The organism is Streptomyces sp. 147326 (assembly GCF_045000215.1).
Classification (GTDB): Bacteria; Actinomycetota; Actinomycetes; order Streptomycetales; family Streptomycetaceae; genus Streptomyces.
Map to the genome: position 1 here is coordinate 8,166,657 of NZ_CP134201.1, position 21,423 is coordinate 8,188,079.

Here is a 21,423-nt window from a genome sequence, read left to right on the forward strand (position 1 = left end):
TCGACGCCGCCGCCGTCCCGAACTAGCCTCGACCTCCATGAGCACCCTGCAGACGATCAATGACGTACCCGTCCTGATGTGCGCGGCCGAGGGCGAGGTCTTCGCGGGCGAACGCGATGCCCTCGACTGCATCGGCGACGCCTCGTACCACGGCGCGCAGTGGGTCGTCATCCCCGCCGAACGGTTCGACGAAGGCTTCTTCCGGCTGAGCACCCGGGTCGCCGGGGAGATCATCCAGAAGTTCGCCCAGTACCGGGTCGGGATCGTCGTCCTCGGTGACATCTCCCGCCACACGGCATCCAGCTCGGCGCTGCGCGACTTCGTCCGCGAGTGCAACCGCGGGCGCCAGGCGTGGTTCCTCGCCGACGCCGGGGAACTGGCCGCGCGGCTGACCGGGCCGACCGCGTGAGCGGCGGCGACGGGCTCCGCCTCCTGAGGGCGGCCGACCGCGGCGCGACCCCGTGGAAGAACGGCGGGGGAGTCACCCGCGAGATCGCCGCACGGCCCGAGGGCGCCGGAACCGGGGACTTCGCCTGGCGGGTGAGCCTTGCGGAGGTCGCCGCCGACGGGCCGTTCTCCTCCTTCCCCGGGGTCGACCGCACCCTCACCCTGGCCGAGGGCGCGGGCATGGACCTCGCGGTGGCCGGTGTCCGCCACCTCGTGGACGAGCGGTTCGCGCCGCGGGACTTCGCCGGGGACGAGCCGACGGACTGCCGGCTCCTCGACGGCCCGGTGGTCAACTTCAACGTGATGTACCGGCGGAGCGAGACCCGGGCGGAGACCGCCGTCGTGCGGGGCGCACTCGCGCTCGCCGTGCCGCCCGGACAGACCCTGCTGGTCGTGGCCCTGGAGGGGCCGGCGGTGCTCCACCGGTCCGGCGACCGCGGCCCCGGCCCCGGCCGTGCCGAGGAGCTGGCCCTGTACGACGCCGCCCTGCTGACGGGCGGGCCCGACCGGATCCTGCGTACGGCCGGGCGCGCGGCGGTGGTCCGCTTCGGTCCCGCTCCGGCCGCGGACACGGTCAGGGCGTAGTCCCCGCCCCCGAGGCCGCAGCCCGCGCCCGCCCCGGAGTCTCCGGGCGCGGGCGCGGGCCCGCAGGGCGCCCCAGCAGCACCCCGGTGAGCGCCAGCGCCAGGCCGCAGAGCTGCAGCGGGCCGAGGGACTCCCCGGAGACGGCCGTCCCCAGCAGGACACCGGTCACGGGATTGAGCAGGCCGAGGAGTCCGACGGTCCCGGCGGGCAGGTGCCGCAGTCCCGCGAACCAGGCGGCGAAGGCCACCGCGGTCGCGACCACGGTCACGTAGCCGAAGCCGGCCAGCGCGGGGCCGTCGAGCCGTGGCGGCGCCCCCTCCAGGGCGACGGCGAGGGGGAGCAGGAGCAGTCCGCCGCCCAGCAGCTGCCAGGCCGTCGACGCGAGCACGTCCACCCCGGCGCCCCACCGCTTGGCCAGGACGTAGCCGAGCGAGGCCATCCCCATGGCGGCGGCCGAGGCGAGCACGCCGAGGAGGTCGAGGGGCGCGCCCGGGGTCAGCAGCATCAGGCAGACACCGCCGACCCCGACACCCGCACCGGCCAGGTGCCGCAGGCCCGGCCGCTCCGCCAGCAGTGCCCAGGCGAACAGCATCATCACCAGCGGCGCCGTCGCCATGACGGTCGAGGCCACGCTGGTCGGCAGCCGCTGCGCGGCCAGGTACACCAGCGCGAAGAAGCCTCCCGTGTTGAGCACGCCGAGCAGCGGCGCCCGCCACCACCAGCTGCCGCTCGGCAGCCGCCGACCCGCCGCGAGCAGCAGCAGCCCGGCCGGCAGGGCCCTGATGACGCCCCCGTACAGCGGGTGGCCGGCGGGCAGGAACTCGCGGGTGACGAAATAGGCCGTGCCCCACGCCACCGGGGCCGTCGCCGTGATCAGCGACCACCGCAGATTGTCTTCCATGGAAGATATAGTACCTTCCGTGGAAGCTAACGTTATGCTGATCCCGTGAAACCCCAGCCCAAGGACCACGTGGCCCGCATCCAGGACGAGTGGGCGCGCGAGAGGCCCGACGTCGATGTCAGTCCCCAGGGCGTGATCGGGCGGCTGCACCGGCTCGGCCTGCTCCTGACCGACCGCCTCGCCCTCGTCTACCGCAAGTACGGACTCGGCGAGGGGGAGTTCGACGTCCTGGCCGCCCTGCGCCGCGCGGGCGAGCCGTTCGAGCGGGCGCCCGGCGAGCTCGCCGCGCACACCATGGTGACGACGGGCGCCATGACCAAGCGGATCGACCGGCTCGAACGCGACGGACTGGTCACCCGCCGCCGCTCGGCCGCCGACGGCCGGGGCCGGGTGGTCGCGCTCACGCCGGCGGGACGGGACCTGATCGACCGGGCCTTCGCCGAGCACATGCGCAACGAGCGGAGCCTGCTGGACGGGCTGACGCCGCCGGAGGCCGCGCAGCTGGAGCAGCTCCTCACCACCTGGCTGGCGAAGGTCGAACCGCCGCCGCCCGGATCCTGAACGCCCGGCCCTACCGCGGGCGGACGCCCAGCTTCACCCACTTCGCCGTGCTGGGCACGCCCTTCGCGTCGAGCAGGAAGAGCATGTAGTACCCGGGCGGGGCGTCGGCCGCGCTCGGAGGCGTCCGGAGCCCGATCACCGAGCCGTGCAGGCCGGTGATCCGGAGGTCCAGGTGGCGCTGGCTGGTGTTCACCGAATGGGTGACGGTGGTCGGTGCCAGCAGCACGGCGCGCTTGACGTCCTTCGCCGTCGAACTCGTGACCTCGAAGACCGTGTCGTGGCCGAGCTCGCCCGCGGGCGCCCGGTCGAGCGCCGGGCGTGCGCCCCGGTGCAGGTAGGCGGGCTCGTACAGCTCGATGCTGCCGTCCATCCCGTCCTTGATGTCGGGGTCGTTGGCGATCTGCTGCAGCTCGTCGCCGGTGACCATCACCTGCCCGTCCGGCAGGACCAGGGCGTTGGAGTGGTAGCCGCGGGGCAGGCGCTGGGCCGGACCCAGCTTCCAGTGGCCGCGCGCGTCGCGCAGCTCGATCTGCCGGTACTTCAGGTCCGCCTTCGGGTTGAAGGGGCCGTTCCCGTAGTTCCGGGTGTCCAGGGCGCCGTTCACCGTGAGCAGCGTGCCGTCCGGCAGGATCAGGGTGCCGTCCTGGGTGCGGCCGAAGGCCCTCGGCTCCTCGATGCTCCAGCGGCCGCCGGACAGCCGGTACGTCAGCGGGTCGCGCGGGTCGCCGCCGAGCACCAGGACGGAGTCCGGACCGCGGAAGCCGGCCGGCAGCGGCACGGCCGAGCCGTAGCCCCGGAAGTCGGCGGGCCGTCGGGGCAGGTCGGTGCGCACGTCCTTGACCGGATCGAAGAGCCACTGCTGATCGGCGTCGCGGCCGAGCCCGTAGATCTTCCCGTCCCGCAGCGAGAACAGGTGCGGATAGTCGTTGCGGAAGGGGGCCTCGGAGCGGAGCCGCTCCGCGGGGACGCCCGCCGGGATGTCGAACGGGCGCCAGGGCACCCGGCGTCCGAGCGCGGGGAAGCGCTCCACCACCGGGGTGGGGGTGCCCGTACCGCGCTCGGACTGGCCGGACATGATGATCTGCCGGCCGTCCGCCCCGGTCACGACGGAGGGGTACCAGCGGCCCACGGCCATGTCGCGGTTGCGGAACCAGGTCTCGGTCCACGGGTCGAAGACGAAGGACAGTTTGGCGCCGCTGCCGCCCTTGCCGCCGACGTTGCCGCCGAAGACCCCGACCATCCCGTTGGGGAGGTAGGAGTGCCCGGCGCAGAAGAAGGGCGCCGGGCGCGGGGCGTAGGTGCCGTCGGGCATCAGCACCACCGGCGGGGGCACGTTCTTGAAGGCCCGGGCCCCGGTGCCCTTGGCCGGGTCCCAGAGGTAGGCCCGGCCCGCGTTCGTCCGTCCCACCGTGTTCGTGGGGCCGGTCTCCTTGGTGGGATCGGCCTCCACGCGCTCGAACGAGAAGAGCAGCACCTTGCCCGTGGGCAGCTGGGCCACGTGGACGCCGAAGTCGGGCGAGGGGAAGAACTGCGTGAAGCGGCCGAACCGCGCCGCGTCGAAACCCGCGTTGGCCTTGCGCTGGGACTCCTGCAGGGAGGTCAGGCTCGCCGTGCGCTTCGACTGCGGATAGCCCTGGGTGCCCTTGGCCTCCTGGCGCAGTCGCGCGTGCGCGCGGGCGTGGTCCTCGCCGAGCACGGCCGCCTCGTCGCCGGTGTGGTGCGGTGAGGCGAAGGCGGACGTGGGCCCCGTCGCCGTGACGGTCAGGGCGGTGGCGAGCGCCAGCGCCGCCAGGGCGGCGGACCGTCGTACGCGGGACATGGGACTCCTCACCGCAGGCCTGAAGGATCTCGCCGATATTAGGACAAGCGCGACTCGATGGCCGGTGCGACGCGGCGCACCGCGCCGCCTGCGGCCGTTCGGCGGACCGGTATGGGCCGATTGATCGTTTCTGCGGTGAATCGTTTCGGCCATCGAGGTGAGGCCGCGTACCCGTCGGACGGCCGGTGCCGCCGCCGACGGCTATTCATGACGGTGTGATCAAGTCGCTCCGTACCGGATTCACCGCAGCCGCCGTGACCGCAACGCTCGTCACGCTCACCCCCACGGCCGGGGCCTCCCCCTCGGCGCCCACCGACAACGTGACCGTGGACGTCGCCTCCGTCAACGGATCGGGCTGCCGACCAGGCAGCGCCACCGTCGCGGTGGCGCCGGACAACTCGGCCTTCACCGTCACCTACAGCGAGTACCTGGCCCAGGCCGGAGGCGGCGCCCCCGCCACCGAAGGCCGCAAGAACTGTCTCCTCTCCCTCCAGGTGCACGTCCCCCAGGGCTACACCTACGCCGTGGCCCAGGTCGACTACCGGGGCTTCGGCAGCCTGCAGCAAGGGGCGATCGGCACCCAGAAGGCCAGCTACTACTTCCAGGGCATGAGCCAGACCGCCCAGCGCACCCACAAGATCAACGGCTACTACGAGGACAACTGGCAGAAGACCGACACCACGGGCATCGAAGCCCTGGTCTTCGCACCCTGCGGCGAGCAGCGCAACTTCAACATCAACACCGAACTGCGCGCCGAGGTGGGCACCTCCGACCCGTCGCAGACCAGCTTCATGGCCCTCGACTCGACGGACGGCAGCATCAACAGCATCTACCACTTCTCGTGGAAGCAGTGCCCCGTGCGCCGCTGATCCGGGACGTTCCTCCCCTTCGGCCCGGCTGCCGGGGCCCGCCGCCACGCGGGCCCCGGCAGCCGTTTCCGCAGGCCGTCCTCCGCGGGCCGGGTCAGGCCGACACGCGCCGGACCAGGGTCGTCGCGGTGATCACCGGACCGGGCACGGTCCGCTCGTCCGGACCGCCGTTCAGCGTGCGCATCAGCAGCCCCGCCATCATGCGCCCCATGCCCTCGACGTCCTGGCGCACGGTCGTCAGCGGAGGGTCGGCGCTCTCCGCCACCGGCTCGGCGTCGTCGAAGCCCACCAGCGCCACGTCCCCCGGAACCGTCCTGCCGCGCTCCCGCAGCACCTGCAGCGCGCCGGTCGCCATCAGGTCGTTCCCGGCGAAGACGGCGTCGATCCCGGGGTCCCGGTCCAGCAGTTCGGCCATCGCCCGGGCCCCTCCCACCACGGTGAAGCCCCCCTCGGCGAACAGCTCGGGGGCGTCGTCCGGGAGCACGTCCCGGTAGCCGCTGAGGCGGTCCGCCGCCGAAGTCTGGTCAAGCGGGCCGGCGATGTGCGCGATCCGCCGCCGGCCGAGCGCCAGCAGGTGGCGCACCGCGTCCCGGGCGCCGCCGCGGTTGTCCGCGTCGACGTACGCCACCCCGTCCTGCTCCCCGGACCCGGAGGTCCAGCCGGGGCGGCCGCCGTAGACCGTGGGCATGCCGATGCGGCGGGTGATGGCGGGCAGCGGATCGTCGGTGTGCAGGGAGAACGCGAGCGCCCCGTCGACGTGGCCGCCGGCCAGGTAGCGCTCGATCCGGTCGTAGTCGCCCCGGTCCTCCACCAGCATCAGGACGAGTTGGGCGTCGTGCGCGGTCAACTCCTTGCTGATGCCGCGGATCTGGCGGGAGAAGAAGGGGTCCGAGAATATCCGGACCTCCGGCTCGGCGATGATCACGGCGACGGCTCCGGTGCGCCGGGTGACCAGGGTGCGGGCCGCGTGGTTGGGGACGTAGCCCAGGTCCCGGATCGCCTCGCGCACCTTGTCCGCCAGGTGCGGGCGGACGCCGTCGCCGCCGTTGACCACACGGGAGGCGGTGGCCCGGGACACCCCGGCGAGCGCCGCGACGGCCTCCAGGGTGGGGCGGTTCCCGGGACGCGGTTCCGACACGGGTGTTCCTCCATGCTGTAGGCGGGTCCCACGGGCGGTGGCCTCGCCGGACACAGCAGGGTAACCGGTGCGGCCGGGAAGCCGAGGGCGCTCGCGACCGTACCGGTCGTCACCGCGGTGACGACCGGCGGAGGCCGGCCGTTCACCGACCGGTTCCGAGGGCAGCCTTGAGCGAGGGCGCGGGACCGCCGCCGCCACCGCTACCGGGCAGCGATCACCCGCACCGCCCGGACGGACTACGGGCAGCTGATGCGGGTGTCGCCCGGGTCGGTCGTGCAACTGTCGCTGCCGAGACCGCCGTTCGCGGTGTCGTTGCCGGCGACCGCGTCGACCGTGTTGAGCCGGTCGTTGCCGTAGTTGCCCAGCAGGGTGTCGCTCCCGGTACCGCCGTTGAGCGTGTCGTCGCCGAAGCTGCCGTCGATGTTGTCGTTGCCCGCACCGCCGTGGACCGTGTCGTTGCCGTAGCCCGGGCGGATCGTGTCGTTGCCGCCGAGACCGCAGATCACGTCGGCGAAGTAGCCGCCGTTCAGGGTGTCCGCGCCGCTGGTGCCGATGATCGTGCAGCCGCGGGCGTTGTTCACGGTGGTGTTCGCCGTGGCCCTGTCGTTGCCGGGCACCGGGTCGGGCTCCGCCGCGTCCGCCGTGGCGGTGTCGGAGAGGGTGCCGGTGCTCCGGGGCTCGGTCACCACGGTCACGGTGGCGGAGGCGCCGGCCGCGAGGGTGCCCAGGGTGCAGCTCGCGCCGGTGGCGGTTCTCGTGCAACTGCCCTGGCTGGGCACGGCCGACAGGACGGTGCCGCCGGCTCCAGCGAGGGTGTCGGCCAGCGTGACGGCCGTCGCGGGCACGGTGGCGCTGGTGTTGCGCACCGTCACCGTGTAGGTCGCCTGGTCGCCGATGCTGACCGTGCCGGGTCCGGACACGGTGACGGCCAGGTCCGCACTGGGCGGAGTCGGCGGAGTGGTGCCGCCGCCCTCGTACCGGGCCAGCGCGAAGTCCTCGCCCGCCCCGCCTCCTCCCGCGGCGACGAACCTGCCGTCGGGCAGCAGCGCCACCGACTGGGCCAGGTCGGCGCCCCCGAGGTTCGTGGCGACCGTGCCGTCGCCACCGCCGAAGCCCGAGTCCAGGCTGCCGTTGGTGAGGTAGCGGGCGAGCGCGAAGTCGCCGTTGCCGCCGCCGACGGCGACGAGCTTGCCGTCGGACTGCTGGACCACGTCGTACGCCGAGCTGCCGCCCTGGGGCCCACCGAGGTTGGTGGTCACCCTGCCGTCGCCGTCGAAGGCCGTGTCGAGGGTGCCGTTGGCGTTGTAGCGGGTCAGCGAGAACACGCCGGGGCTGGAGCCGCCCACGGCCACGATCCTGCCGTCGGACTGCACCACCACGTCCTGGGCGGTGTCCATGGCCCCCAGGTCGGTGGTCACCCTGCCGTCGCCGCTGAAGCTCGTGTCCAGGGTGCCGTCGGAGTTGTACCGGGCCAGCGCGAAGTCCCGTACGAGGCCCTCGGTCGTGTCGCCGGCGGCGATGATCCTGCCGTCGGCCTGCAGCGCCAGTCCGTACGCCGTGCTGCCCCCCTGGATGCCTGCGAAGGCGGTGAGCACCTTGCCGTCGCCGTCGAAGGTCGTGTCCAGGCTGCCGTCCAGGGCGTTGTACCGGGCCAGTGCGAACAGTCCGCCGACACCGCCGCCGGCGACGATCTTGCCGTCGGCCTGCACCGCCACGTCGGAGCCCTGGTCGGCGCCACCGCCTCCGAAGTCGGTGACCGCCTTGCCGTCGCCGTCGAAGGTCGTGTCCAGGCTGCCGTCCGCGTTGTAGCGGACCACCGTGAACCAGGCGACGCCGCCTTCGAGGTTCTCGCTGATGCCGACGACGACGATCTTGCCGTCGGCCTGCAGGGCCACGCCGTTGGCGGTGTCGGAGCCGCCGGCGATGTCGGTGGACACCTTTCCGCCGTCGCCGAACGTGGTGTCCAGGCTGCCGTCGGCGTTGTAGCGGACCGCCGCGAAATTGCCGACGAAGTCCGTCACGTCACCGCCGACGGCGACCATCTTGCCGTCGGGCTGCACCACCATGTCGGCGGCGGCTTCGGAGGAGCCGAGGTCGGTGGTCACCGTCCCGTCGCCGCCGCCGAACGTGGGATCCAGATCGCCCGGGGCGGCCAGTGCCGCTCCGGGCAGGGCCACCGCGAGCGCCAGGCCCAGGGCCACCACCGCGCCGATCCTGTCGGCGCGGCGGCCCCCTCGCGTGACCCGTCCCCGATCCCTTCGAGCACCCCACGTGAATGTCGACATGCAGACCCCTCTGCCGCAGCTCGCCGTGCCTCCGGTCACCCTTGGTGACGGGCCACAGCTTCCGGCCACTGCCACGGCGGGACCCCGGCGGCTCGCCGGACCCGGCCCGCCGGAGGCGGCGGTTCCACCCGACCGCCCTACAACAGTGCGGCTCGGTGCCAGGTGGCAGGTCGTCAGAGGGGCTGGAGACGGGTGCGCAGGAGGCAGAATTCGTTGCCCTCCGGGTCGGCCAGAACGTGCCAGCTCTCGGCGCCGGTCTGGCCGACGTCGGCGGGCCTGGCACCGAGAGCGAGCAGCCGTTCCAACTCGGCGTCCTGATCGCGGTCGGTGGCGTTGACGTCGATGTGCAGCCGGAGCTTCCCGGTCCGCCGGGCGCCGCCGGGGCTCAGGACGAGCGTGGGCTGCGGGCCGCCGAGCCGGCTGCGGGCGGCCCGATCTCGATGCTTCCGTCGTCCTCCCGGCCGAGTTCGACGTAGCCGAGGACCTCGCTCCAGAACGCGGCCAGCCGGTCGGGGTCGGCGCAGTCGATGACCAGCTCACTGATGCGGCATGCCATGCCCGTCAGTGTAGGTGGACGACCCGGGAGCCGACCGGTTCCGCCGTAGCCACTGCGGGGTGACCCGTGGCTGCGGCCTGCGGAAATCCAGTTGGGCACCTGGCGGAGGAATGACAGGGTGATGCCCATGCTGTCGCCCACCGCCGAACCACTCCTCCGTGAACTGCACGCCTCGCTCACACTGCGCAAGCGTCCGGAGGATGTGGCCCGGCTCATCCAGGATCTGTACGCGGCCCAGGGCACCGATCTCGACGCGGCCACGGAGGAGGCACTCGCCAAGGCCGCCGGGCACTCGCTGCGCAACCTCTGGCACGGCTACACCTCCATGCGGGAGGATTTCGCCCGCCCGGTCGGCGCGCAGCGCCAGCTCGCCCGTGTGGCAAGCCTGTTCACGGAAGTGCCGGAGCTCCCGGACGACGCGGGAGACGATCCGGACCGGATCGAGGCGGTGATACGGCGTGCCGGCGAGTCCATAGGCCGGGCGTACGGCCAGAACGACTTCGGCATGGACCGTCTCGACCGGGCCGGGCGCACCGCTGCCGGCCTCGGTGAGGTCTCCAAGCGCCAGTACAACAAGCGCTTCCGGCTCCTGCGCCGCATGGAGGCCAAACTGGCGCGGCTGATTCACGAGCAGCGCCGCCGCGAGGTGACCCTGACGGGCAAGGGAGCACTCGCCCGCGTGCTGCCGTACGGTCTCTTCGCCGCGGACCCGGACACGGCGGCCTTCATCGCGTACATCACCGCGCGCGGCCACATGCGCAGCATCTTCACCAACGGCCGCCAGCGCCAGGCCTACGACGAGGTCGCCGAGGCGCTGTTCCAGCGTCTGCGGGCGCGGCCCGAGCGGACCCGCTGGTCTGCGGTCGCGCACGTGCATCCCACGGCGGAGGTGCTGGCCGCGGTGTCCGACGAGGACCTCACCCACCTGCTGGTGCGGTGGAACGGCTTCCTGCGCCAGGTCGCCGACCTGTTGGAAGACGCCTGGAACCGGCACCCGCTGGAGCGCGAAACGATGATCGTGCGCCGCGGCGACGACTCGTCGACGTGGAACCAGGCCGCACAGGCGTGGAACACGGCCCGGGCCCACTGGTTCGCGATCCTGTCCGAACTGGGCCAGGAGGAGATCCTGGACCGGTTCTGTCCGGGCAAGGTTCCCCGGCTGATGGCCGCCGATGTGGCGTACTGGCACCGCATGAGCGGCGGCGGGCTGCACCCCGACACCTACGTCTGCGCGGAGCTGCCCCTGCCCTGGGAAGTGCTCCGGGGAGAGAGGGAATGCCCGCGCTCGTTGGTCGAGGCAGTCTGCGCCCGGCACCGGGTGGACCCCGTCGCGGGCGCCTGGACCGCCCCCAGACCGACGGCCGAGGCAGTCGCCTTCCGCCGGACGCCCGAGCTCGTGCACGGTGTCGCCGTTGCGGACCCCCTCATGGCCAGCGCCCTCCGGTCGGCCGGTGTGTTCTCCGGCAAGGGCAAGCGCGCGGCGGCGAGGGAGTGGCTGTGACCGACCGCGCGGGGCGGTCGCGGAAATCGGTTGCCCCGGACGGCGGCCCCAGCGATGATCGACGTGGCGACGAGGAAGCTCTGCGGAGGAGCGCCCGGCTCTGATCCCGGGTGGACGTAGGTTCGAATCCTGCCCTCGTCGCCACTTCGCTTGCTCGGACCGCTCAGTGACCGAAGTCGAACCAGTTGACGTTCACGAAGTCGGCGGGCTGGCCGCTCGTGAAGGTCAGGTAGACGTCGTGGGTGCCCGTGACCGCGGTGATGTTCGCCGGGACCGTCCGCCAGCTCTGCCACCCGCCGGTGCCCGCGATCGAGAAGCTGCCGACGGGCGCCGAGTTCCGGTCGTCGAGGCGCACCTCGACCAGCCCGCTGACTCCGCCGGCCGCACCGCTCGCCACGCGTCCGTAGAACTGCTTCGCCGGTGTGGAGCCGAAATCGACGCCCCTGAACAGTGCCCAGTCGCCGTTGCCGATCGCCGCCAGGTCCTGGCCGCCGCCGGAGTCCGTGGTGGTCTCCTTGACCGTGCCCGCATGGCCGTCGTACGACTCGGCCTGGATCGCGGAGTACGCGTCACGGTTGCCCGCCGGCGGGGTGGTCGGAGGCGTCGTCGGGGGTGTGGTGGGCGGGGTGGTGGGCGGTGTGGTGCCGCCCGTCGAGCGGAGGACGGACACGTAGTCGACGACCATGGCGTGGCCGGGCTGGGTGCCCGCGTCGGGCCCGCCGCCGAAGGCATCGGGGAAACCGCCGCCCATGGCGACGTTCAGGATGATGAAGTAGCCGTGGTTCGTGGCGTTGGTCCAGGTGGTCGCGTCCACCTGGTTCGCCCGTACGGTGTGGAAGTTGAGGCCGTCGACGTAGAAGCGCATCTCCTCGACCGCCGTCGAGCGGTCCCACTCCACGGCGTAGGTGTGGAAAGCGCCCTGGCAGCTCGTGCCCGGGCAGACGTGCTGGCCGCCGATGCCGGACGTCTCGTTGCAGGGTCCGCCGGGGCTCGTGCCGCAGTGCACGGTGGCCCAGACGTTGTTGATGCCCTGGACGTTCTCCAGGATGTCGATCTCACCGATGCCGGGCCAGTTCCACCAGTTGCCGCGGTACGGGGCTCCGAGCATCCAGAACGCCGGCCAGTAGCCCTTGGCCGCCGGGCCCGTGACGTTCGGCATCTGGATGCGCGCCTCGGTGCGGAGCGTGCCGCCGGCCGGGGGCTGGAAGTCGGACCGCCGGGTCTCGATCCGGCCGGACGTCCAGTTGCCGGCCGCGTCCCGCCGCGGCGTGATGCGCAGGTTGCCCGCGCCGTCGAGGGAGACGTTGGAGGGGTCGGCGGTCATCGTCTCGATCTCGCCGGTACCGAAGTTGGCGGGTCCGCCGGGGTAACTGGTGCCGGTGGTGTACTGCCAGTCGGCGGTGTTCACCCCGGATCCGGCGGCTCCGTCGAAGTCGTCCAGGAACACGCGGGACCAGCCGGCCGGGGTGGGGGGAGCCGCGGCGCTCGCGGGCAGTGCGATGCCCGCGGCGGCGGCCGCGACCACGGTGATCGTGCCGAGCGCGGCCAGGACGGCCCGCCGGACCGTCGGTCGTGTCCTGCCGGATATCTCACGCATGGGTGCCCTCTCTGAAGCGCGTCAGGCGCGGTGCGGGGGGAAGAGGCGGAGGTCCGCCGTCTTGAGAGCGCTCTCAAGACGGCGCCGCTGGACACTGTGCTCCCCACCCCCACGGTCGTCAAGAGATGGAACCCGGAAAGCCCCTACGGGCAGGGGGAGTTCAAAGAGTGAACGCACGCCCGCGCCGACCTCGCCGCGGGGTCGCCGGCAGTGCCGGGGCGGTGCCGGGGCGGTGCCGGGGCAGTGCCGAGGACAGTGCCGACAACAGTGCCGAGGACAGTGCAGGCGACGGACGGAGATCACCCGTGCGGTCCAACCCGCCGCGCTCAGAAGGGCGGACCGAGCACCTCCTCGGCTCCCGGCAGGTCGTGGACATCGGTCGCCGTCCCGGTCAGGGGCAACAGCCCGGCCAGCGGGCACTCCACGGGCATCTCGTGGTCCACCTCCCACTGGCCGGCCGTGTTCCCGCCGGAATGGTCCGTGATGCAGACGGCGTACAGCCGGCCGGCGCAGCCCCGGCACAACAGGGGCCCCTGGGCGGTCACGGCCGGCCCCGTCGGGGCGCCCCGGCCGCGCGGGCGCCGCACCCCGAGCGGCACGTCCCCGGAATGCCGGGTCCGCCGCGCGCTTGTAGCGTCGGTCGCGACAGGAGTCCTGGTGACCCGACAGGAGTCCGCCGGCCGGTTCGCACACGCGGAACACGTCCCGTCAGCGCACCGAGCCACCCGTGTGCCGCCCGTGTCGGCGCAGAGCCGGTCCGCCCCTCGTGCCGCGGCCGGGCGCACGCGCAGCCCCCGTGAGAGAGGCCGTGCCGATGTCGAACGATGTCCCGATAGCGAGCCTGCTGCGTGTGGAGCGGGGCGTTGCCGCCCCGGAGGAACTGGCCGCGCTCGCGGTCGTCGTCGCGTGTTACGCGCACCGGAACTCCCTGGACCGCGACCGCGACCAGGGCGGAGACCGGGGCAGGGCCCGCGGTGCGGCGGGCGGGGGCGTCGGCTCCGCCGCCGGCCGCCGCCGTACCTTCCGGCCCGACGCCGGCTGCTGGGCGAACTGCTGGGCCTGCCGCTGAACCCCTTCCGCCGGCCGCGTGCACGGCCGGCGGAAGGGGGGACGAGGTGGTCACGCCCGGCGCAGCACCGTCGAGAGGACCTTGTGCAGCGTCGCCCGGGGATCGGCGACCGCGCCCTCCGAGCGCCAGGCCACGAACCCGTCCGGCCGTACGAGCACGGCGCCCTCCGCGCTCATCGCGTGGACCTCGCTCCAGTCGGAGCCGCTGCCGTCCTGGACCAGGTCGGCGACCGGCCCGGAGCCGATGGTGTAGGCGTCCAGCCGCACCGGCAGCTGCTCCGCGACCTGTTCCGCGGCCGCCTGCCACGGTGACCCCGCACCGCTGAGCAGCACGAAGGAGCGCTCGTACAGGTCCAGCGTGGAGATCCGTTCACCCGCACGGGTCAGCCACATGTGCGGGGCCCGGGTCCCGGTGTCGCCGACCATGCGCATCGTCTCGGGGATCACGGGCCGGCCGGGCTCGGCGCCGACGAGCGCGCCCTGCGAGTAGGAGTAGCCCATGGCCGTGGTGAGCACCCCGCTGCCCGGCCCGCCGCCCATGGTGGGCGGGGGCGCGTACCCCGGGTGGCTGTGCTCCGCCGAACGGGCCGAAGCCCGCTCGCTGGTGGCCCTGGCGACCGGCAGCCGCTCGGCCTCGTAGGTCTCGAGCAGCCCGATGCCGGCCGATCCGTCCAGCACCGCGGCGATCTTCCACGCCAGGTTGTGCGCGTCCTGGATGCCCGTGTTGGAGCCGAAGGCCCCGGTGGGGGACATCTCGTGGGCCGCGTCCCCGGCGAGGAACACCCGACCGGACGAGTACCGCTCCGCCACCCGTTCGGCGGCATGCCACGGCGCCTTGCCGCCGATCTCCACGTCCAGGTCGGGTACGCCGATCGCGTCGCGGATCTGGTCCACGCACCGCTCGTCGGTGAAGTCCTCCAGGGTCTCGCCCTGCTCCGGGTGCCACGGGGCGTGGAAGACCCACTGCGTCTTGTTGTCCACCGGCAGCAGGGCCCCGTCCGCCCCCGGGCGCATCAGGTAGCAGACGATGAACCGCAGGTCGCCCAGCACCTCGACGAGCCGTTCAGAGCGGAAGGTGACGCTGACGTTGTGGAACAGCTCGCCGTTACCCGTCTGGGGGATCCGGAGCTGTTCCCTGACGGGGCTGCGCGGCCCGTCCGCCGCGATCAGGAAGTCCGCGCGCACCGTGCTGTGCACGCCCGTCAACCGGTCCTTCACCACGGCGTTCACTCCGGTGGCGTCCTGGTCGAAGCTCATCAGTTCGGTGGAGAACCGCACGTCCGCGCCCTGCGCGCGGCTCTGTGCGGCCAGCACCGGCTCGATGTTGTTCTGGCTGCACAGGCACCAGCCGGTCGGGCTGAAACGGGCGATCGCCCCCGACGGATCGATCGACTTGATCAGCCAGTTGTGGTCGCTGCGGTCGGTCAGCGAACCGGCCTGCAGAATGCCCTGAATGCCCTCCAGTACGGACGCCGCCTGGCGGATCGCGCGCTCCGCCCCTGCCGTGCGGAACAGCTCCATCGTCCGGGCGTTGATGCCGCGGCCTCGCGGGTGCGGGGACGTACCGGAGTGCTTCTCGACGAGCAGGTGCCTCACTCCGTGGCGGCTCAGGAAAAGCGAGGTGGACAGGCCCACGAGGGAGCCGCCCACGACGAGAACCGGTACGCGAACATCGGCGTTGTCTTCCATCAGCTGCGGGCTCCTGTTTTCTGTGTGGGGGAGTGGAGTCTTTATGCCCCCGATCCGGGATCAGGCCCAGTTGATTCGCCGGTTGTCACCCGCTTGATCCGGACATGTAGCGGTACGTCGCCACCCGGATGACGATGAGCGACAGCGGCTCCCCCTGAGACGCGCCGGCCTGCCGTTCCCCATGGAGGCGGCCGCCGGCCCGGGCGGACGCCACCGGTGACGGACGAGGGGTCCGTAAGCGATGGATCTCCACCCCCTCATGAAGGAGTGAGTAGATGACAACCACCCTGTCCGAACGGGTGTCGCAGTCAGCCTTCGACGGCTCCATGCTCCGGGTCGTCCTGCTGATGGATCTCCACGAGGGGACCCAGCAGCAGTTCTTCGAGGCGTACGAACAGCTCCGCCACGACATCGCGTCGGTCCCGGGCCACATCAGCGATCAGCTGTGCCAATCCTTCGAGGATCCCTCGCAGTGGCTCATCACCAGTGAGTGGGAGAGCGCCCCGCAGTACCTCGCATGGGTCAACAGCGAGCACCATGCGGAACAGGTGAAGCCGCTCGGCGCGTGCGCGCGCAACATGCGCCCGCTCAAGTTCACCGTCCTGCGCGAGACCGGCCGCGGCTACGACCAGGCCGCCCGCCCGACCACGGCGCGCCTGCAGGCCACACCCCGGCTGGGCGCCGGAATCGTGCGCCACGCCCTCACCTTCACCGTCAAGCCGGGCAGCGAGAAGCAGGTCGCGGCCATCCTCTCCAGCTACGCCTCCCCGGCCGCCCGCGTCGACGCCCACACCCGCCTGTGCCGCACCTCGCTCTTCATGCACGGCAACCGGGTCGTACGGACGGTGGAGGTCCAGGGCGACCTGGTGACGGCCCTGCGGCACGTCTCCGAGCAGCCCGAGGTACGAGCGGTGGAGGAGGCGATCAACCCCTACCTCGAACAGGACCGGAACCTGAACGACCCGGAATCCGCGCGCATGTTCTTCATGCGTGCCGCACTCCCGGCGGTCCACCACATCGCCGCACCGGAGTCCGACTCCGCCGACGTGCAGCGGCACGCGCTGTTCTACGAGGCGAAGCCCGGCTGCGGCGTGGCGCTCGCCAAGTTCCTCGCCCGGCAGGACGAGGCGGCCGCGCACCGCCCGAAGAGCCCCGTACGGAGCAGCAGCATCTTCCAGCGTGACGACATCGTCGTCCGCCTCATCGACGTGCGCGGCCCGCTGGACGCCCAGCCCGACATCACCTTCGGCGTCTCGGGCCCGCGCAAGGCGGCGGTGCTCGCCCGGCTGACGGCCGCGCCCGGCGGGCGCGTTCGCCCCGCGCACCACACCATGAACCTGATCACCGACCGCCGGGCAGCCGCGCAGTCCTGATCCCCGCCGGGGAACCCATCCGGAGCACCACCTCTCTCCACCCCCGCCTCGACCCGCATCCCCGTCCAGGCTCTCCCCACACGCCAGGAGGAACCCGCCATGACCAGACAGCGCCCACGCATCGTGGACCTCAGCGAGACGCCGCCCAACTGTCGGCGCGGTGGCGACCTGAGGGCCGTGCTCACCCCGACGTCGGTGGGTTCCACCAGCGGCTTCATGGGCATGGCGATCATGGCCCCCGGGGAATCCATCGCCGAGCACTACCACCCGTACTCCGAGGAGTTCGTGTACGTGGTCGCCGGCCGGCTGGAGGTGGACCTCGACGGCGAGGCCCACCCGCTGCGCACCGACCAGGGCCTGCTCGTCCCCCTCAACATGCGCCACCGCTTCCGCAACGTCGGCGACACCGAGGCCCGCATGGTCTTCCACCTCGGCCCGCTCGCCCCGCGTCCCGAACTCGGCCACGTCGACACCGAGGAGGCCCCGCACCCGGAGAGCACCGCCTGGGAGCAGCCTCCGGACCGAACGGGAGCGGTCTCGTGACCCGCCGGCGGGTGGCCGTCACCGGAGTCGGCGTCGTCGCGCCCGGCGGGATCGGAGTCCGAGATTTCTGGGACCTGCTCTCCAACGGCCGTACGGCGACCCGGGGCATCAGCCTTTTCGACCCGACGGGCTTCCGCTCGCGGATAGCCGCCGAGGTCGACTTCGACCCCGCCGCGCACGGCCTCGGCGAGGGCGAAGCGGCCCGGGCGGACCGGTACATCCAGTTCGCCCTGGTCGCCGCCCGTGAGGCCGTCCGCGACGCGGCGCTCGACCTCGGCACGGACGAGGCCTGGCGGACCGGCGTCTCCCTCGGCACGGCCGTCGGAGGCACCACCCGGCTGGAGCACGACTACGTCGCCGTGAGCCAGTCCGGCTCCTGGTGGGACGTGGACCACAAACTGGCCGGCCCGTACCTGCACCGCGCGTTCACGCCCGCCACCCTCGCCTCCGCCGTCGCTGAGGAGGTCGGGGCGCGGGGCCCGGTCCAGACGGTCTCCACCGGCTGCACCTCGGGACTGGACGCCATCGGGTACGCCGTCCACTCCATCGCGGAGGGCCGGATGGACGTCTGCATCGCAGGCGCCTCCGACTCGCCGATATCGCCGATCACCGTGGCCTGCTTCGACGCCATCAAGGCCACCTCGCCGAACAACGACGACCCGGCCCACGCCTCGCGGCCGTTCGACGCCGACCGGGACGGGTTCGTCCTCGGCGAGGGCGGCGCCGTCCTCGTACTCGAAGAGCTGGAACACGCCCGCGCCCGCGGTGCGACCGTCTACTGCGAGATCGGCGGCTACGCCACCTTCGGCAACGCCCACCACATGACCGGGCTGACCGCCGAGGGCCTGGAGATGGCCCGGGCCATCGAAACCGCCCTCGCCCAGGCCGAAATCGGCGCCGACCAGATCGACTACGTCAACGCGCACGGATCCGGGACCAAGCAGAACGACCGCCACGAGACGGCGGCGGTCAAGCGGGTCCTGGGCGACCACGCCTACAAGACGCCGATGACCTCCATCAAATCCATGGTGGGTCACTCCCTCGGCGCCATCGGCGCCATCGAACTCGCGGCCTGCGTCCTCGCCATGGTCCACCAGGTGGTGCCGCCGACCGCGAACTACGAGACGCCCGATCCCGAGTGCGACCTGGACTACGTGCCCCGCGTCGCCCGCGGCCGGAAACTGCGCAACGTGCTCTCCGTGGGCAGCGGCTTCGGCGGCTTCCAGTCCGCCGTCGTCATGACCCGGCCGAAGGAGGAGGTCTCGTGACCAGCCGAACGGTCATCACGGGCATCGGGGTCATCGCGCCCAACGGCGTGGGCGCCGACGCCTTCTGGAAGGCGACCCAGTCCGGGGTCAGCGTGCTGGACCGCGTCACCCGGGCGGGGTGCGAGCACCTGCCGCTGCGCGTCGCCGGCGAGGTACGGGGCTTCGATCCCGGCGCCATGGTCGAGGACCGCTTCCTCGTCCAGACCGACCGGTTCACCCACCACGCCCTGGCGGCCGCCGACCTCGCCCTGGAGGACGCCCGGCTCGGCCGGGCCGACTACGAGGGCGACCCCTTCTCCGTCGGCGTCGTCACGGCCGCAGGTTCCGGCGGCGGCGAGTTCGGCCAGCGCGAGCTGCAGCACCTCTGGGAACAGGGACCGCGCTTCGTGGGCCCCTACCAGTCGATCGCCTGGTTCTACGCCGCCAGCACCGGCCAGATCTCCATCCGCCGCGGGCTGAAGGGCCCCTGCGGGGTCGTCTGCAGCGACGAGGCGGGCGGACTCGACGCCTTCGCCCACGCGGTCCGGGCGATCCGCCAGGGCAGCCGGGCCATGCTGGCCGGGGCCACGGAGGCGCCCCTCGCGCCGTACTCCATCGTCTGCCAGCTGGAGTACGAGGGGCTGAGCACCTCGGACGACCCCGAGCGCGCGTACCGGCCGTTCACCGACAAGGCCTGCGGATTCGTCCCCGCCGAGGGCGGCGCGATGTTCGTCGTCGAGGACGAGGCCGAGGCCCGCCGGCGCGGCGCCACGGTCCGGGCCGTCCTCGCCGGCCACGCCGCGACCTTCACCGGCACCCAGCGGCGGGACGCGTCCGGCGAGGGACTGGCCCACGCCATCCGGGGCGCGCTCCGGGAGGCCGGCTGCGCGCCGGAGGAGATCGACGTGGTCTTCGCCGACGCCCTCGGTACCCCGGAGGCCGACGCGGCCGAGGCCGCGGCCCTCGCCGACGCCCTCGGCGCGTACGGGCGGAAGGTGCCGGTCACGGCTCCCAAGTCCGGTACCGGCAGGGCGTACTGCGCTGCGCCCGCCCTCGACACCGCGGCCGCCGTCCTGGCCCTGGAGCACGGAGTCGTCCCGCCGACCCCGAACGTCTACGACGTGTGCCACGACCTCGACGTGGTGACCGGCAGCGCCCGCCCCGCGGAGCTGCGCACCGCGCTCGTGCTGAGCCGCGGCCGGATGGGATCGAACTCCGCGCTCGTCCTGCGCAAGGGCTCGTCGGCGACCAAGTAGCGCCCCCCGTAGAAGAGAGAAGCCAGATGTCCGACCGATTGACCCTGGAGGAACTGGCGGTGCTGATGAAGACCGCCGGAATCACCGTCGATCCCACCGAGATGGCGAGCCGTCCGGACTCCGCCTTCGACGAGTACGGCCTCGATTCGCTGGGCCTGCTCGGGATCGTCGGTGAGCTGGAGAACCGGCGCGGGCGGGCCCTGCCCACCGACGCCGACCGGTGCAAGACCCCCGGGGAATTCCTCGACCTCGTCAACAACAGCCTGATGACCGGAGCCTGACATGCCAGGACACACCGAGAACGAGATCACCGTCAACGCGCCCGTGGACGTCGTGTGGGAGATGACCAACGACCTCCCGAGCTGGCCGCAGCTGTTCAGCGAGTACGCCTCGCTGGAGATCATCGACCAGCAGGGCGACACCACCCGGTTCCGCCTGACCATGCACCCCGACGAGAACGGCAAGGTCTGGAGCTGGGTCTCCGAGCGGACCGTCGACCGCAAGAGCCTCACCGTCCGCGCCCGGCGCGTGGAAACCGGCCCCTTCGCGCACATGGACATCCACTGGCAGTACTTCAAGGTGCCCGGCGGCACGCGGATGAAGTGGACCCAGGACTTCGCGATGAAGCCGGACGCGCCGGTGGACGACGCGTGGATGACCGACAACATCAACCGCAACTCCCCGATCCAGATGGCGCTCATCCGGGACAAGATCGAGCAGCGCGAGCGCGAGAACCGCACCCCGGCCGTCAGCCGTCTCTGAAACGAAAGGCAGGAACGCGGATGAACCAGCCGCACCGCGCCCTCATCGTCGCCCGCATGGCGCCGGGGTCGGCGCCCGACATCGCCGAGCTCTTCGCGGGCTCGGACCGGGGCGAACTGCCGCACCTCGTCGGGGTGACGCGCCGCAGCCTCTTCCAGTTCGGCGACGTCTACCTGCACCTGATCGAATCGGACCGGCCGCCCGGCCCGGCGATCGCGAAGGTCACCGACCACCCCGAGTTCCGGGACCTCAGCGACCGGCTGACGGCCTACATCAGCCCGCACAACCCGGAGACCTGGCGCAGTCCGAAGGACGCGATGGCCCACGAGTTCTACCGCTGGGAGAACCCCGGCGCGAAGTGACCCGGTGGCCCGGACGGGACCCGCACACCGGTGTGTGCGGGTCCCGCCGCGCGTGGCCCGTCGACGAGCCCCGTATCCGGAGTCCGAAACAGCTGACAGTCAGGGAGACGGAATGAACCCGACCGACACCGACCACTTCCCGGCGGATCCGGCCCGCCCGCACGAGGACGCGTTCTCCCATTCCTCCCTGCGCGTGCTCGTCCTGTCCGGGTCCTCGCGCACCGGCTCGGTCAACGCCCGGCTCGCGGCCCTGGCCGCCGCCCAGGTGGCCAGGGCCGGCGCCGTAGCGGACGCCGCCACGCTCGCCGACTTCCCCATGCCGCTGTACGACGGCGACGCGGAGGCCGACGAGGGCGTGCCGAAGGGTGCCCTGGCCCTGTGCGAGCGGATCGAGGCCGCGCAGGCGCTGGTCATCGCCTCGCCCGAGTACAACGCCTCCGTCCCGGGCGCGCTGAAGAACGCCGTCGACTGGGTCTCGCGCCGCCGCCCGCAGCCCTTCAAGGACAAGCAGACCCTGCTGCTCTCGGCCTCGCCCTCGATGGTCGGCGGCAACCGCGGGCTGTGGGCCCTGCGGGTCCCGCTGGAGCACCTCGGAGCCCGCGTCTACCCCGACATGTTCAGCCTGGCCAACGCCCACCACGCGTTCTCCGAGAACGGCGCCCTCGACGACCGCGGCCTCGCCGAGCGGCTGACCTCGACGATCGGCGCCTTCCTCGCCCTCACCGAGGCCGACACCCGCTACCTGCACCTGCGGCACTGCTGGTACGAGTTCCTCGGCGACCGCACCGACGCCCCGGTGACCGCCCGGGCCGAGGACTGATCATCAACGACCACGGGGCGTGAGCTATGTTGGAACGCGGGTGA

21 protein-coding genes, 1 tRNA gene and 1 pseudogene are annotated in these 21,423 nt (G+C 72.5%); 15 read left to right on the plus strand and 8 right to left on the minus strand.

The window, feature by feature from the left end:
• Positions 1-37: 37 nt before the first annotated feature.
• Positions 38-409 carry a DUF4180 domain-containing protein gene (locus RIU97_RS37585; protein WP_404961948.1) on the plus strand — a complete coding sequence of 124 codons (372 nt, stop codon included), beginning with the start codon at positions 38-40 and terminating at the stop codon, positions 407-409.
• A complete protein-coding gene (locus tag RIU97_RS37590; protein WP_404961949.1) occupies positions 406-1,032 on the plus strand; it encodes a HutD family protein in 627 nt (208 codons plus the stop codon). Before RIU97_RS37585 ends, RIU97_RS37590 begins: the two co-directional genes overlap by 4 nt.
• Here the strand turns inward: RIU97_RS37590 and RIU97_RS37595 are convergent.
• Entirely contained in the window at positions 1,022-1,933 is a 912-nt protein-coding gene (locus RIU97_RS37595) for an EamA family transporter (RefSeq protein ID WP_404961950.1), read from the minus strand. The genes RIU97_RS37590 and RIU97_RS37595 overlap by 11 nt on opposite strands.
• 69 nt (positions 1,934-2,002) lie before the next feature.
• On the opposite strand from RIU97_RS37595, the gene RIU97_RS37600 reads away from it, so the two are divergent.
• Entirely contained in the window at positions 2,003-2,494 is a 492-nt protein-coding gene (locus RIU97_RS37600; protein WP_404963078.1) for a MarR family winged helix-turn-helix transcriptional regulator, read from the plus strand.
• Positions 2,495-2,504: 10 nt separating this feature from the next.
• On the opposite strand, the gene RIU97_RS37605 is transcribed toward RIU97_RS37600, so the two are convergent.
• Entirely contained in the window at positions 2,505-4,313 is a 1,809-nt protein-coding gene (locus tag RIU97_RS37605) for a galactose oxidase-like domain-containing protein (protein WP_404961951.1), read from the minus strand.
• Positions 4,314-4,528: 215 nt separating this feature from the next.
• On the opposite strand from RIU97_RS37605, the gene RIU97_RS37610 reads away from it, so the two are divergent.
• Complete coding sequence (locus tag RIU97_RS37610; protein ID WP_404961952.1) at positions 4,529-5,182, plus strand: DUF4360 domain-containing protein; 654 nt, start codon at positions 4,529-4,531, stop codon at positions 5,180-5,182.
• Positions 5,183-5,276: 94 nt separating this feature from the next.
• Here RIU97_RS37610 and RIU97_RS37615 read toward each other — a convergent pair whose 3' ends face one another.
• The 3 genes and pseudogenes from RIU97_RS37615 to RIU97_RS37625 all read right to left on the minus strand — a co-directional run bounded on the left by RIU97_RS37615 (position 5,277) and on the right by RIU97_RS37625 (position 9,161).
• The gene (locus RIU97_RS37615; RefSeq protein WP_404961953.1) at positions 5,277-6,320 is read right to left on the minus strand and encodes a LacI family DNA-binding transcriptional regulator; all 1,044 of its coding nucleotides are present in this window, start codon (positions 6,318-6,320) and stop codon (positions 5,277-5,279) included.
• A 236-nt stretch (positions 6,321-6,556) separates the two neighbouring features.
• Positions 6,557-8,524: a calcium-binding protein gene (locus tag RIU97_RS37620; RefSeq protein WP_404961954.1), complete on the minus strand. Its 1,968-nt coding sequence runs from the start codon at positions 8,522-8,524 to the stop codon at positions 6,557-6,559.
• A gap of 254 nt (positions 8,525-8,778) precedes the next feature.
• Positions 8,779-9,161 (minus strand): annotated as a pseudogene (locus RIU97_RS37625) (VOC family protein).
• 127 nt (positions 9,162-9,288) lie between these two features.
• On the opposite strand from RIU97_RS37625, the gene RIU97_RS37630 reads away from it, so the two are divergent.
• Together RIU97_RS37630 and RIU97_RS37635 are read left to right on the plus strand one after the other, a co-directional pair.
• A complete protein-coding gene (locus RIU97_RS37630) occupies positions 9,289-10,662 on the plus strand; it encodes a hypothetical protein (RefSeq protein WP_404961955.1) in 1,374 nt (457 codons plus the stop codon).
• Between the two features lie 68 nt (positions 10,663-10,730).
• Positions 10,731-10,806, plus strand: a tRNA-Gln gene (locus RIU97_RS37635).
• Between the two features lie 19 nt (positions 10,807-10,825).
• Here the strand turns inward: RIU97_RS37635 and RIU97_RS37640 are convergent.
• A complete protein-coding gene (locus tag RIU97_RS37640; protein ID WP_404961956.1) occupies positions 10,826-12,259 on the minus strand; it encodes a glycoside hydrolase family 16 protein in 1,434 nt (477 codons plus the stop codon).
• Between the two features lie 326 nt (positions 12,260-12,585).
• Positions 12,586-12,804: a hypothetical protein gene (locus RIU97_RS37645; protein WP_383564749.1), complete on the minus strand. Its 219-nt coding sequence runs from the start codon at positions 12,802-12,804 to the stop codon at positions 12,586-12,588.
• Positions 12,805-13,073: 269 nt separating this feature from the next.
• Here RIU97_RS37645 and RIU97_RS37650 point away from each other — a divergent pair, with 269 nt between their 5' ends.
• Entirely contained in the window at positions 13,074-13,328 is a 255-nt protein-coding gene (locus RIU97_RS37650; RefSeq protein ID WP_404961957.1) for an acyl-CoA carboxylase subunit epsilon, read from the plus strand.
• Positions 13,329-13,378: 50 nt separating this feature from the next.
• On the opposite strand, the gene RIU97_RS37655 is transcribed toward RIU97_RS37650, so the two are convergent.
• Complete coding sequence (locus tag RIU97_RS37655; protein WP_404961958.1) at positions 13,379-15,016, minus strand: FAD-dependent oxidoreductase; 1,638 nt, start codon at positions 15,014-15,016, stop codon at positions 13,379-13,381.
• Positions 15,017-15,291: 275 nt separating this feature from the next.
• On the opposite strand from RIU97_RS37655, the gene RIU97_RS37660 reads away from it, so the two are divergent.
• The 8 genes from RIU97_RS37660 (at position 15,292) to RIU97_RS37695 (ending at position 21,379) form a co-directional block, all read left to right on the plus strand.
• Positions 15,292-16,389: a SchA/CurD-like domain-containing protein gene (locus tag RIU97_RS37660; protein WP_404961959.1), complete on the plus strand. Its 1,098-nt coding sequence runs from the start codon at positions 15,292-15,294 to the stop codon at positions 16,387-16,389.
• Positions 16,390-16,488: 99 nt separating this feature from the next.
• Positions 16,489-16,932 (plus strand): cupin domain-containing protein, encoded by a 444-nt coding sequence (locus RIU97_RS37665; protein ID WP_404961960.1) that lies wholly within the window; start codon positions 16,489-16,491, stop codon positions 16,930-16,932.
• Positions 16,929-18,200 (plus strand): beta-ketoacyl-[acyl-carrier-protein] synthase family protein, encoded by a 1,272-nt coding sequence (locus tag RIU97_RS37670; protein WP_404961961.1) that lies wholly within the window; start codon positions 16,929-16,931, stop codon positions 18,198-18,200. Before RIU97_RS37665 ends, RIU97_RS37670 begins: the two co-directional genes overlap by 4 nt.
• Positions 18,197-19,435, plus strand: a complete 1,239-nt coding sequence (locus tag RIU97_RS37675) for a beta-ketoacyl synthase N-terminal-like domain-containing protein (protein WP_404961962.1) — start codon at positions 18,197-18,199, stop codon at positions 19,433-19,435. The genes RIU97_RS37670 and RIU97_RS37675 overlap by 4 nt, the downstream gene beginning before the upstream one ends.
• 26 nt (positions 19,436-19,461) lie before the next feature.
• Positions 19,462-19,716, plus strand: a complete 255-nt coding sequence (locus RIU97_RS37680) for an acyl carrier protein (RefSeq protein ID WP_404961963.1) — start codon at positions 19,462-19,464, stop codon at positions 19,714-19,716.
• A gap of 1 nt (position 19,717) precedes the next feature.
• Positions 19,718-20,197 (plus strand): SRPBCC family protein, encoded by a 480-nt coding sequence (locus RIU97_RS37685; RefSeq protein WP_404961964.1) that lies wholly within the window; start codon positions 19,718-19,720, stop codon positions 20,195-20,197.
• A gap of 20 nt (positions 20,198-20,217) precedes the next feature.
• Positions 20,218-20,559 (plus strand): TcmI family type II polyketide cyclase, encoded by a 342-nt coding sequence (locus tag RIU97_RS37690; RefSeq protein ID WP_404961965.1) that lies wholly within the window; start codon positions 20,218-20,220, stop codon positions 20,557-20,559.
• A gap of 112 nt (positions 20,560-20,671) precedes the next feature.
• Entirely contained in the window at positions 20,672-21,379 is a 708-nt protein-coding gene (locus RIU97_RS37695) for an NADPH-dependent FMN reductase (protein ID WP_404961966.1), read from the plus strand.
• Positions 21,380-21,423: the final 44 nt, after the last annotated feature.

Coding starts and splice junctions, on each gene's coding strand:
- RIU97_RS37585 (WP_404961948.1), top strand. CDS start 38: ATGAGCACCCTGCAGACGATCAATGACGTACCCGTCCTGATGTGCGCG.
- RIU97_RS37660 (WP_404961959.1), top strand. CDS start 15,292: ATGACAACCACCCTGTCCGAACGGGTGTCGCAGTCAGCCTTCGACGGC.
- RIU97_RS37655 (WP_404961958.1), bottom strand. CDS start 15,016: ATGGAAGACAACGCCGATGTTCGCGTACCGGTTCTCGTCGTGGGCGGC.
- RIU97_RS37665 (WP_404961960.1), top strand. CDS start 16,489: ATGACCAGACAGCGCCCACGCATCGTGGACCTCAGCGAGACGCCGCCC.
- RIU97_RS37595 (WP_404961950.1), bottom strand. CDS start 1,933: ATGGAAGACAATCTGCGGTGGTCGCTGATCACGGCGACGGCCCCGGTG.
- RIU97_RS37690 (WP_404961965.1), top strand. CDS start 20,218: ATGAACCAGCCGCACCGCGCCCTCATCGTCGCCCGCATGGCGCCGGGG.
- RIU97_RS37640 (WP_404961956.1), bottom strand. CDS start 12,259: ATGCGTGAGATATCCGGCAGGACACGACCGACGGTCCGGCGGGCCGTC.
- RIU97_RS37650 (WP_404961957.1), top strand. CDS start 13,074: ATGTCGAACGATGTCCCGATAGCGAGCCTGCTGCGTGTGGAGCGGGGC.
- RIU97_RS37630 (WP_404961955.1), top strand. CDS start 9,289: ATGCTGTCGCCCACCGCCGAACCACTCCTCCGTGAACTGCACGCCTCG.
- RIU97_RS37695 (WP_404961966.1), top strand. CDS start 20,672: ATGAACCCGACCGACACCGACCACTTCCCGGCGGATCCGGCCCGCCCG.
- RIU97_RS37605 (WP_404961951.1), bottom strand. CDS start 4,313: ATGTCCCGCGTACGACGGTCCGCCGCCCTGGCGGCGCTGGCGCTCGCC.
- RIU97_RS37680 (WP_404961963.1), top strand. CDS start 19,462: ATGTCCGACCGATTGACCCTGGAGGAACTGGCGGTGCTGATGAAGACC.
- RIU97_RS37685 (WP_404961964.1), top strand. CDS start 19,718: ATGCCAGGACACACCGAGAACGAGATCACCGTCAACGCGCCCGTGGAC.